Annotated in this window: 8 protein-coding genes and 1 pseudogene; 7 read left to right on the top strand and 2 right to left on the bottom strand. The window is 60.9% G+C overall.

Annotation, left to right across the window (positions count from 1 at the left end; genetic code table 11):
- The first annotated feature begins 205 nt into the window (after positions 1-205).
- From ABD742_RS13220 to ABD742_RS13210, 3 genes are all read left to right on the top strand, one after another.
- A complete protein-coding gene (locus ABD742_RS13220; protein ID WP_234750443.1) occupies positions 206-1,849 on the top strand; it encodes a flavin-containing monooxygenase in 1,644 nt (547 codons plus the stop codon).
- 126 nt (positions 1,850-1,975) lie between these two features.
- Entirely contained in the window at positions 1,976-3,214 is a 1,239-nt protein-coding gene (lhgO, locus tag ABD742_RS13215) for an L-2-hydroxyglutarate oxidase (RefSeq protein WP_234750445.1), read from the top strand.
- A 111-nt stretch (positions 3,215-3,325) separates the two neighbouring features.
- Positions 3,326-4,246, top strand: coding sequence for an NAD-dependent epimerase/dehydratase family protein (locus tag ABD742_RS13210; protein WP_234750447.1), 921 nt, complete (start codon positions 3,326-3,328; stop codon positions 4,244-4,246).
- Positions 4,247-4,358: 112 nt separating this feature from the next.
- On the opposite strand, the gene ABD742_RS13205 is transcribed toward ABD742_RS13210, so the two are convergent.
- Positions 4,359-4,697: a hypothetical protein gene (locus tag ABD742_RS13205; protein WP_234750450.1), complete on the bottom strand. Its 339-nt coding sequence runs from the start codon at positions 4,695-4,697 to the stop codon at positions 4,359-4,361.
- 476 nt (positions 4,698-5,173) lie between these two features.
- On the opposite strand from ABD742_RS13205, the gene ABD742_RS13200 reads away from it, so the two are divergent.
- A complete protein-coding gene (locus ABD742_RS13200) occupies positions 5,174-5,518 on the top strand; it encodes a DUF6351 family protein (RefSeq protein WP_234750451.1) in 345 nt (114 codons plus the stop codon).
- A gap of 349 nt (positions 5,519-5,867) precedes the next feature.
- Here the strand turns inward: ABD742_RS13200 and ABD742_RS13195 are convergent, their stop codons facing one another.
- Positions 5,868-7,097 carry an epoxide hydrolase family protein gene (locus ABD742_RS13195; RefSeq protein WP_234750453.1) on the bottom strand — a complete coding sequence of 410 codons (1,230 nt, stop codon included), beginning with the start codon at positions 7,095-7,097 and terminating at the stop codon, positions 5,868-5,870.
- A gap of 319 nt (positions 7,098-7,416) precedes the next feature.
- On the opposite strand from ABD742_RS13195, the gene ABD742_RS13190 reads away from it, so the two are divergent.
- From ABD742_RS13190 to ABD742_RS13180, 3 genes and pseudogenes are all read left to right on the top strand, one after another.
- On the top strand, positions 7,417-8,379 hold the full coding sequence (locus tag ABD742_RS13190; RefSeq protein WP_234750458.1) for a LysR family transcriptional regulator: 963 nt from the start codon (positions 7,417-7,419) through the stop codon (positions 8,377-8,379).
- A 99-nt stretch (positions 8,380-8,478) separates the two neighbouring features.
- Positions 8,479-10,149, top strand: a complete 1,671-nt coding sequence (locus ABD742_RS13185; RefSeq protein ID WP_234750460.1) for an FAD-dependent oxidoreductase — start codon at positions 8,479-8,481, stop codon at positions 10,147-10,149.
- A gap of 205 nt (positions 10,150-10,354) precedes the next feature.
- Positions 10,355-10,648 (top strand): annotated as a pseudogene (locus ABD742_RS13180) (UBP-type zinc finger domain-containing protein); the annotation flags it as partial.
- Between the last annotated feature and the right edge of the window lie 383 nt (positions 10,649-11,031).

Genomic DNA, 11,031 nt, shown 5'->3' with positions numbered 1-11,031 from the left:
TTTTCGTCCAATCAAAACTTGTTATCCCAGCCAGAAATCATTGCAATTACCGATTCGTTGACACTCACAGGCGCCAAAGCATTGAATGTTCACAACTCGGCTGTGCCAACGACGGGACGGCGCCGAATCCACAACCCAAGCCTTCCGATGACGGGAGCCAAGGTTCTTCGGCACGCGAGACCAGAAAGTCATGGAGGACTTCCCTTTGACCACCTCGGCCACAACGGACACCGCAGTCGGAACGACCAGCGGCAAAAGACATTTCGATGCGATTATCGTCGGCGCGGGCTTCGCCGGACTCAACGCACTGCACAAGCTTCGCGATGAGATGGGCCTCGATGTCCACGTTTTCGAAGCCGCCCCTAGCGTGGGCGGCGTATGGCATTGGAACCGGTACCCCGGCGCGCGTACCGACAGTGAGAGCTGGTATTACGGCTTCACATTCTCTGAGGAGCTCTATCAGGAATGGACGTGGTCGCAACGCAACGTTCCTCAGGCTGAGCTGCAGCGCTACTTCAACCACGTAGCTGACCGTTTCGATTTTCGCCGCAGTATCGAGTTCGAAACCGTCGTGGTCGGGGCCAAATGGGACGACGGCAAGAAACTGTGGTCCGTGACGCTTCGCGACGGCCGCGCCTTCACCTGCAAATATTTGATAAGCGCCATGGGGTTCTTCTCCGAGCCCAAGATCCCAAAGCTCCCGGGCCGCGAAGACTTCGCAGGTAGGGTCCTGGTAACTGCTGAATGGCCCGCCGAGGGCGTGGATCTCACAGGCCGCCGGGTAGGGGTCGTTGGCACCGGCGCGTCCGGCGTACAGCTCATTCCCGTCATCGCCCCCGACGTGGAAACGCTCACCGTATTTCAGAGGACACCCGGTTATACGATTCCCGGCCAGAACTTCGACATCAGCGAAAGCCACGCGCAGCAGCTCAAAGAGTCGCACGACGAGATTCGTCGACTGGTGCGGAACTCGGTTTTCGCCGCCGCAATTGCGTCGCCGGGACGAGTCGGCCACGACAAGGCCGAAGCGGAACGCCTCAAGGTGTGGGAGGCAGGCTGGCAGGGAGGCGGATTCAAGTTCATCCTCGACACTTTTGACGACATGATGGTCAGCCAAGAGGTGAACGACTCCGCCGCCGAATTCATCCGTTCGAAAATCCGCGAGATTGTCAAGGACCCCGAGGTCGCAGAGATGCTCTCTCCTCGCGACTATCCGTTCAACGGCAAGCGCCCGCCGGTCGGGCACGGGTATTACGAGACGTACAACCGCCCGAACGTCAAACTGGTCAACCTGCGGGCCGACCCGCTCCGCCATTTCACGGAGAGCGGCCTGGTCGCGGGCGATGTCGAATACCGCCTCGATGATGTCATTTTCGCGACGGGCTTCGACGCAATCACTGGCGGCTTGCTGAATCTAGACGTACACGGCATAAATGGAGTGACGCTTGGTCATGAGTGGAGCAAGGGCCCACACACATTCATGGGCGTGGCGGTCAGCGGGTTCCCGAACCTGTTCATGATCTCTGGTCCGCAGAGCCCCTCGGCCAACCTTCCCGCGTGCATCGACGACAACGTCGATCTAATCGGCCGCGTCATCGCCAAGGCGATCGAGCGCGGTGCTTCCACCGTCGAGGTGTCCGGCGACGCGCAAGAAAATTGGAACGACATCACCTCCGGCGTCTTCGCCTCAACGGTGCTCGCCACGAGCACCGCGAGCACCTGGATGGCGGGCCCCCTCGTGCCAGGGGAGGAGCGCCACGTGAACGTTTACCTGGGTGGGGCCAATAACTACTTCGATGCTACTGAGCGCGAAGTTGCCGCCGGCCTGCCGAGTTTCACATTCGCGTAAAGGCAACCTTCGAAGAAAAATCGATACCGACAGACATTCAAGCAAGGAATTCAAGTTAATGACCCGTGATTTTCTCCCGAGCCAATTGAAACGGCCGTCCTTCGGCTCCCATTCGCGAACTGGCGCATGATGACCGAACCCGCCGCGCGCGGCAAGGCGGTAAAGCAAAAGACGGTCGCCGTTATCGGCGGAGGTATCGTCGGCCTTGCCGTCGCAGAACGAGTTTGCCGCACATATCCTGGTGTCAAAGTCATCGTCTTCGAGAAAGAGTCGTCGGTCGCGCAACACCAGACCGGCCACAACAGCGGAGTCGTTCATGCCGGCTTGTACTACAAGCCAGGTTCGCTCAAAGCGCAGCTGACACTCAAGGGCAGGGAGCTACTGCAAGCCTTCTGCGACGAAGAAGGCTTGCAGTACCTCGAGCTCGGCAAACTGATCGTCGCGACCGAACAACATGAGCTACCCGAACTCGACGAGATCGAGCGGCGCGCGCTGGCGAATGGAGTGCCGGACCTCCAACGGGTCTCCCGAGAGCGAATTGCGGAGATAGAGCCACACATCACCGCGATCGACGGTGTCTATTCGCCACACACCGCTTCTGTCGATTACGTAGCGATCAGCCAAGCGTTGGCGCGTCGCGTCACGGCGGCCGGCGGTGAAGTGAGACTCAGTGCCGAGGTGGAGGGCATTAGCGAGACCTCAATGGGTGTCCAGATTCGCACCAACAGTGAGTCATTCAATTTCGACTCGGTCATCGTGTGTGCCGGACTGCACGGCGACCATCTCATGCGCCTCGCCGGTCGCACCGATGAGATGCGGATGATTCCGTTCCGTGGCGAATACTTCAAGCTCTCGACGGCCGCCGCAACCAAGATCAACGGCATGGTGTACCCAGTCCCGGACCCGGCGTACCCCTTTCTTGGCGTCCACCTCACTCGAGGAGTCGACGACGAGGTTCACGTTGGGCCCAACGCGGTGCTCGCGTTCGCAATCGAGGGCTACCGCAAGTCGGACATCAGTATCCCGTCGCTGGCGCGCACTCTTACTTGGCCAGGATTCTGGTACCTCGCCAAGGACAACTGGAGGATGGGAGCCGTGGAGATGGCGACGTCCTTCTGGAAGCGGGCCTATCTCAAACAGGTACGGCGCTATTTGCCCGACCTCTCGGCAGGCGACCTTACACGCGACGCCGCCGGCGTGCGGGCGCAGGGGCTGGGCCGCAAGGGCGAGCTGATTGACGACTTCGTATTCGAGCAAGCCGGACGCATCTTGTTCGTCCGTAACGCGCCTTCCCCTGCTGCGACCTCAAGTCTCGCGATTGCTGAACACATCCTCGAGTCGGCCAACCTCGAGCAGTACGTATAGGCAGGCATTTCGCTCGGTCAAGGTCAAGATCTGCATGGTGAACGACCGGAACCGTCGTCGTACACCGGAAACACTCACAAACGCTTCTACGCGGTGACTAAAGGAGAACACATGAAGGTACTAGTTAATGGAGCGAGCGGCTACATCGGGCGCGCTGTCGTTCGAGGGTTACTCGACGCGGGACACGAGGTGCTGGGCGGGGCACGAGGCGAGGTCGCCGCCAAGACTCTGCGGGCGCGCGGCCTTGAAACCGTTTACGCCGACCTCAATGACACTCAATCGTTGATTTCTGCGACAAGTAACGTTGACGCAGTTATCGAGACGGCGAGCGCCGACCACTCCGCCTCGACCACCGCATTCCTCAGCACGCTCCGCGGGTCCGGACGGACCTACATCCGCACCAGTGGTTCAGCCATATACAGTGATTTGTCCAAAGGACAACCGAGCAACGTGTTGCACACCGAGGACGACGGGTACCCTCCCGTCGCGCTCCTCGCCTCGAGATTCGATAGCGACGCGGAGACCATCGCGGCCGCCGAGGACGGCGTACGCAGCATTATCATCCGGCCGTCGATGATCTACGGGTATGGGGCAAGCGAGCAGCTCCCATCACTCCTGCGCGCAGCGTTGCGACACGGCGTCAGTGGCTACACTGGCCCCGGACTGAATCGATACGGGAATGTTTTCGTCGAGGACCTGGGCCAGGTTTACGCCCTCGCCCTTGAGAAGGCATCTGCCGGCAGCGTGTATAATATCGCTGCCGACGAGATGGATCTCAAGTCGATCGCGGAGTCCATCGGGCGTCTCGTCGACGTGCCTGCCCGGTCATTCACTGACGATGTAGAAGCGGAACGAATTCTCGGCAATAGCGTTTGGGTCAGCGCGCTGGGATCGAACAGTCGCGTCGACTCGTCAAAGGCCCGCAACGAACTCGGCTGGGACCCGATTGGCCCCGATCTTCTCAGCGATATCGAATTTGGCTCCTACCGGCTGTGGCGCACGCAGCCGCCGACGGTCCGAGCGGCCGCATAGTCCGCACCTCGGCAACTCGAGGGTCAGCCCGAACCGCACGAGGGATCGGGCTGGCCTTCCTTGTGGGCTAGCGTTCCTTGGGGGTCAGAACTTTGAGGTTTGTCTTGAGTTTTCAGGCAGTGTTTCCCAGCCGTGGCGTCTTCGATATAGCTGCGGATGTACCGGTCGATGGTTGCCAGTGCCTTGCGCAGTGGCGCCGGTGCGGTGGTTTGTCGACTGCCAATAGTGGACGCAGCAAACGGTTATGGACCTTGGTGTAGAACAGTGCCACGCGTTGGCCGTCGGGCGTGAGGGTGTAGGTGTTGTTGTGTGCCTCGCGCTCGATGAGCCAGGTGCGACGCAGCCGGGCCAGGTCGTAGCTCATTTGGTTGGTGCTGTAACCGGCGCCCAGCAGATGGGTCACCCGGGCACGCAGGCTCCGATGGGTGAATCCGAGGGAGCCGAACCGCAAGGCCGGGGCCCTCCTGCCATCCTCGGTGTGGGTGGGCTGCGCGACCCGCTCAAGGGCTCACAAGGACACAACCCTGCCCGACACGTTCATTATCGAGCAGCCTGGCATTGATGTCACGGGCTTTCTCCTGCAACTCGTCCAGATGTTCCAGGCGTCGGAGGCATTGCAGGTCTCTCGGGAATGACGACAGTCTAAATCCGCAGCGCCCGGCCGCGCCTTGAGGTATTTCTTGATGCGGGAGTGCTTGAAGAACACGTTCACGGTCACCAAGGTGTCTCGGGTGACGATCTTCGTTTTGCAGGGTCCGGTTCACGATCGGACGCGCGCGGCGGCAGTTGGGGGGCATATCCGGTGAACCGCAGCTCGACGGTTTCGGGGCGGCCGATATCGAGGTTGTCGCCACGAGCGATTCGAAGAAGGCGCGGGCGTGCCGGGGTGCGTCGAAGACCCGGGTGCGGGAGATCTCGATCTAGCGCATGGATAGTTCCCACCAGTACCCGGCATCGGTCTCCACCGAGTACGGAAACCTCACCAGGGTCGTCTCCGGCGGTGGATCCGGCGGCGCGATGATGCAACTCAGCATCGCCAACAACTATCCCGGTCTGCTCGACGGGATCACCCCCGCCCTCGAGTTCCCCGACATGATGACCGCGCTCCAGACAGTCCACGACTGCGCGCTCTTCTCTCGAGTCTTTGCGGCGGATACCGGGCGTTGGACGCCAACGCGGCAGAAGAGGCTCGATCCGGGACCACTGATCATCACTCAAAACAGATGTTCGCGACACCCCTCAAGCATTCCAGCTAGCCAACCCCCGATTTAGGAGACACGCCCTGACGGCCATTGGCGGCGTTCCGCCCGCCCCACTACCTGCGTTGCTCAGCAACCGCCGGAGCCTGAGACAAGAACCGGGCACCCGCCTGCTCCCGCCTACCGCCCCGACGGCCTCCGGCCGTCTGTCACCACCGGGCCACCACCGGTCTCAGCTCACATTCGGGACCGCGGCGGCAACCATCCGGGCACCGCAAGCCGGCCGGAAACCAGAACTGACCCACGCTCATTGACCCTCGCCCAAAGATCCTGCGATTCATTCCGGTTGCCTTCGGAGATTCTAGAATGCCGGGCTGCGTTCGTGGTCGAACACAGCCCGGCACGGTTATCGATGGGGTGGGCTAGCGGAACTGGGGTCCGAAGGACTTCGTTAGTTCACTCACGATGATGTCCGGCTGTTCCCAGGCCGCGAAGTGACCGCCCCTCTCAGCGATCCCCCAGTGAACGAGGTTAGGCCACGACTCCTCAGCCCAGCTGCGCGGGGCCCGGTACATATCTTTGGGAAACACTGTTCCCGACATCGGCAGCTCCAACCGTCCGAATGCGAGGTCGGTCCCGACGGTGCCGCGAGCATTCTCCCAGTAGTACCGTCCTGATGAGGCTCCAGAGTTGGTGAGCCAGTACAGCGTGATCCCATCGAGGATCTCGTCGATGGGGAAGACGTCGAACACGGAACCATCGTTTGGCTGCCATTCTTCGCCACCCCAGCTATGCGAGAGCACACCCGGGTTGTCACTCCACTCGTTAAATTTCTCAAAGATCCAGATCGCCTGACCTACAGGAGAATCTGCGAGGGCGTAACCCAGAGTCTGCGGCCGCGTGGCCTGTTCGTGATGATAGCCAGCCACGTTCGAGACGAAACGGCCGACGTCGTCGAACGCAGCCTTCTCCTCGGGGGTCGGCTGGGCCGGGGCCTCCTTCGGGAAGACCAGCGGCCAGTTGGAGTGTCCCGCGAGCAGCCCCTCCGGGCGCTGCAACGCGAGCCAGTGCACGACGGTCGATCCCCAGTCGCCACCCGATGCGACCCAGCGATCGTAGCCGAGTCTGGACATCAGCACGCCCCAGGCTTTCGCCGTCTGCTCTGCGCCCCACCCGTCGGATGTGGGTTTCTCTGAAAATCCGTGACCAGGCAACGACGGAATCACCAGGTGGAAAGCGTCTGATGCCTTCCCACCGTGGCTAGTGGGATCGACCAACGGGCCGATCACTTTCATGAACTCGAGAACCGATCCCGGCCACCCGTGCGTCATGATCATGGGCAGAGCGTCGGCGTGCGGGGACTTGATATGCAGGAAGTGAATCCCCAAACCGTCGATCGTCGTCACAAACTGAGGATACGAGTTCAAAAGCTTCTCGACTGGTCGCCAGTCGTAGTCGTTCATCCAGTACTCGATCAGACGTTTGGCATTCTCCAGCGGAACCCCCTGAGACCAGTCATCGACCGGCTCCTTCTCGGGCCACCGCGTGAGGCGCAGGCGCGTGCGAAGATCATCGAGTTCGGATTGCGGGATGTCGATCTTGAATTCTCTAATCGACTCGTCGGTGAGCGTTTCGTGATGCGTGATTGCCATGCGGACTCTCTTCTCTGTGTCAGGTGCGGCTTCATCGCGGCGGTGTTACTCGCAAAACACTGGAGCGTGAGCACTGATATTTGCCAGGGCGCCTGCGAAGAGCCCGACCGCCGTCGCTGCGTCGCGGCGTGGGTTCGGATCTCTCCGATTCATGCTCAAATGGCGTGACTTAATTTGAAGCCCGAGCCTAGGCAGCAATCAAGCTTCCGGCGATAAAAGTCCTCTATCGCTGGCAAAGACGATATTGATCCCAGACAGGAAAAAAATCCTTGACTTACAAACACGGCCCTCCGCAGCATTAAGGATGACCCTCAGACAAATGGAGTACTTCGTCGGCGTTGCTGAGCTTGGGTCGTTCTCGAGAGCGGCCGAGTCCCTGAATGTCACCCAACCTGGGCTGTCCCAACAGGTACAGCAACTCGAACGAGAAATCGGAACGCAACTCATCGAGAGGCTCCCGCGATCCGTGGTACTAACAGAGGCCGGCCGCGCGTATCTGCCCCACGCGAAAGCGGTCCTGCGTCTCTCCCGTCAAGCGCAGCGATCAGCGTTGAACGCGGTGCGAGGAGAGGCAGGCGACTTGGAGATCGCAACCGTAACCTCGATCGGCGGCGGAATCATGCCTCAGGCTTTTTCTCGTTGGCGGCCACAGTATCCAGACGTGCGCGTTCGACTCCACGAGTATGGCCGATGCGACACACTACGCAGGGAAGTCGAGGGTGGCACTGGAGACATAGCGATTGGTCCAATGCCTGCTAATTGGAACGGGCCTGTCGTCTCGCTGGGAATAGAGGAATTTGTAGTTGTCCTGCCTCCGAATGACCCATTGGCCTCAACACCCATCGTCGCACTTGAGGACCTGGCCGACCGACCGTGGGTCCAATTTCCTGCGGATCACGACCTACGCGAGATGACCGACGCTCTTTGCCTAACAGCAGGGTTCAAGCCGCGCGGCGCTGTTGAAACGTCACAGCTAGAGACCGGGGCACGACTGGCTGCCTCCGGGTTTGGAGCCATACTTTTACCGGAGTATTTCGTGCACGACGGTCTCGACGCGGCAGTCCGCCCTCTGAAAGACCCGTTCGTTCGAGAGCTGGCGGCATACGCACGGAGCGAATTCTCGCTGATTGCGCAGTCGTTTATCGATGAAATTGAGTTGAGACCGAGCCGCCAGCGGCTTTCAGCAATGCTTCAGGACGAGCCAAGTTTGTCTCCTGCAATCGCTACCGGCGACCCTGTACTCTCCGCCCCTTTCATCAAAGCAGCAGCCGGTGCTGCGTAGCCCCGCCGTCGCGGACAGTACGAAACCTCCCCCGCACCATCGTTAGCGGTCGTCCCCCCGGTCCGCGGGGATCGGCAGAGCCACCGAGGATGGATCCCGATGCCCAAAAAAGGCCCTGCCGACGCGAACACAAGTGCCGCCTACCCGGTTCTTTCTGCCGAGCAGATCAGACGCCTCCGAAGTTATGCCGTCGTGCAAGACGTCGCCGTCGGTGACACCGTGTTCCGGGCAGGCGACGAAACATACGATCTCATCGTCATTGAGCGGGGCACGGTGGATCTGATTCGAGGCGCCACCCACGATGCACCTGAGGAGGTCGTGGTCAGCCATGGCCCGGGCCGTTTCATCGGCGAGTTAGGCTTGCTCACCGGTCAATCCGTGTACCTCACCGGGCTGGTCGTGCAAGCCGGACGAATCCATCGGATTCCACAGACCCAATTTCGTCGACTGATGGCTGAGGACGCGGAGCTTTCCGATATTCTGTTGCTCGCCTTTCTCGCCCGAAGAGAGCTCCTTCGCAACAACGCAGCTGCCCGTGTCATCGAAATCGTGGGGAGCCGCCTCTCGGCATCTTCATTGGAACTCCGGACATTCGCGGCGCGCTTACGACTTACCCATCTCTGGTTTGAGGCCGATTCCGTCGCAGGTCAGGCGCTCATGCGGGCCGCGGCGGTCGAAGCCGGGGACCTCCCGGTCGTGATCACTCCCGACAAGGTGATGCGACGGGCGACTGCAGAGGTCATGGCTCACGAACTCGGGCTCTCCTACCGTCGAGCGGTCGACCAAAAGGTGGATCTGGCAGTGATTGGCGCAGGCCCCGCGGGCCTTGCGGCGGCCGTCTACGGCGCATCTGAGGGGCTGGCAACTGTCCTGCTGGACATGGTCGGTCCTGGTGGACAAGCTGCGGCAAGTTCGCGAATCGAGAACTATCTCGGTTTCCCAACTGGCATAAGCGGGACGGACCTGACAGGGAAAGCGATTGTGCAGGCACTTAAGTTCGGTGCTCAGCTCTCAGCACCGTGCGGGGTCACGGCACTTGACGTTGACACCGGCATGATCCGTCTCTCGCTGACCGACGGCACCAGCGTCGAAAGCCGCGCCGTGATCATCGCAACCGGCGCCCGGTACAGATCACTTCCCCTGACGCACTGGGAGAAATTCCAAGGGGCCGGAATCTACTACGCTGCAACCGAGCTCGAAGCCAAATGGTGTGCCGGTCAGCCGGTCACCGTTGTCGGAGGCGCGAACTCGGCAGGCCAGGCCTCGCTGTATCTCGCGTCACGCGGAAACGCCGTCAACCTCGTCGTCCGCGGCGCTCATCTCGCAGCAAACATGTCCAGCTACCTAATTGACCGGTTGACCGCAGAACCGCTGGTCTCCGTCCACACCGCGACTGAGGTGTCGGGCCTCCACGGCCAAACGCATCTCGACGCTGTTGAGCTGACCGACCGAGAATCGGGAATCCGCACCGTTGTCGAGTGCGCAGGACTCTTCTGCTTCATCGGCGAAGTTCCCGCGACCACCTGGCTGAAAGGACTCGCGCTCGACAACGAAGGTTTTATCCTCACCGACTCGGACCTGGACCCGTCGGAACTCGGTGGAAGCTGGTCGGCTCTCGGGCGACGTCCGCTCCCCTTCGAAACCAGCATCCCTGGGGTATTCGCCGCGGGCGACGTCCGCAAAGGCTCGATGAAACGCGTCGCGGCAGCCGTCGGAGAAGGAGCGAGCGCCGTCCAATCAGTCCATGCCTCAATCGGATTCCACGATTAGCTGATGAATCCAACCGAGAATCGGCAGCTCAACCCCTGACCAGTCAATCCGGCTAGATTCTGGCTGTAGCTCGCGACTTTGCGGTCCCTTTTATGCCTGCGCACTCCGGATGGCCGGTGGACAGCACCGGCACCGTTCGCCGCCGAGCGAACAAGCCCACATCGACCCGTGAGCCAAGCCGAGCGGGACAGGGTGCCGAGCCTGTGGTGAGACCGGCGGCTGGTGGCTTCATCTTCGGCGCTGCGCTCAATGCGGCAACATCGGATGTTGCGACAGTTCACCATCGCAGCACGCGAGACGGCATGCAGAAGAATCCGGCCATCCCATCATGCGTTCTTTCGAACCCGGAGAAGATTGGTTTTGGAACTTCGCCACTAACCGGCCAGCTCTCAGGCGGGAGCTCGAACCCCCGAACCATCGTCCGCTGTCTCAGCCCGCGCCCGGCCCTGCCGGTCTGGTCCCGCCCAATTGGCGGAGCCTCCTCCATGCAGACCAGTGACCCGATCACCGGCAGGCAGAACCGGCGGCACTGGATGAGTCGGAGGTCCGGGCATCGCTCTTCTGTGGTGGCGGGCTTAGACCGCTCGTCGCAGCCAAAGCGGACTCGACACAGAGTCACGAAAAACTGTGCGCTGAATCATAACGCGGCCTCTTCCTCTTGTTAGATAGATCCAGACGACCCTGCCGTCAGGGTTTACGTCATCGACCCAGCCCGTGGCTATTTCACGATCCTCGCGGCACAGCTCGACGAAGTCCCCGCGCCAAAGGTATTTCCAGCGTATTCATCAGAAATGGGTCGTTTCGCCCTGAGCGGTTGCTTGAAGCGCGTTCCTTCGCATGGGGGCTGGGTAACTGTGCTGTTTCGCATGGGCTTTTTCTTTG

Origin of the sequence: Arthrobacter ramosus, from assembly GCF_039535095.1 — a bacterium.
Classification (GTDB): Bacteria; Actinomycetota; Actinomycetes; order Actinomycetales; family Micrococcaceae; genus Arthrobacter; species Arthrobacter ramosus.
This window is presented reverse-complemented; position numbering and strand designations above follow the sequence as displayed.

What these genes read in the sequence shown, in the direction of transcription:
- lhgO (WP_234750445.1), top strand. Translation starts at nt 1,976, where the DNA reads ATGATGACCGAACCCGCCGCGCGCGGCAAGGCGGTAAAGCAAAAGACG.
- ABD742_RS13210 (WP_234750447.1), top strand. Translation starts at nt 3,326, where the DNA reads ATGAAGGTACTAGTTAATGGAGCGAGCGGCTACATCGGGCGCGCTGTC.
- ABD742_RS13200 (WP_234750451.1), top strand. Translation starts at nt 5,174, where the DNA reads ATGGATAGTTCCCACCAGTACCCGGCATCGGTCTCCACCGAGTACGGA.
- ABD742_RS13195 (WP_234750453.1), bottom strand. Translation starts at nt 7,097, where the DNA reads ATGGCAATCACGCATCACGAAACGCTCACCGACGAGTCGATTAGAGAA.
- ABD742_RS13190 (WP_234750458.1), top strand. Translation starts at nt 7,417, where the DNA reads ATGGAGTACTTCGTCGGCGTTGCTGAGCTTGGGTCGTTCTCGAGAGCG.
- ABD742_RS13185 (WP_234750460.1), top strand. Translation starts at nt 8,479, where the DNA reads ATGCCCAAAAAAGGCCCTGCCGACGCGAACACAAGTGCCGCCTACCCG.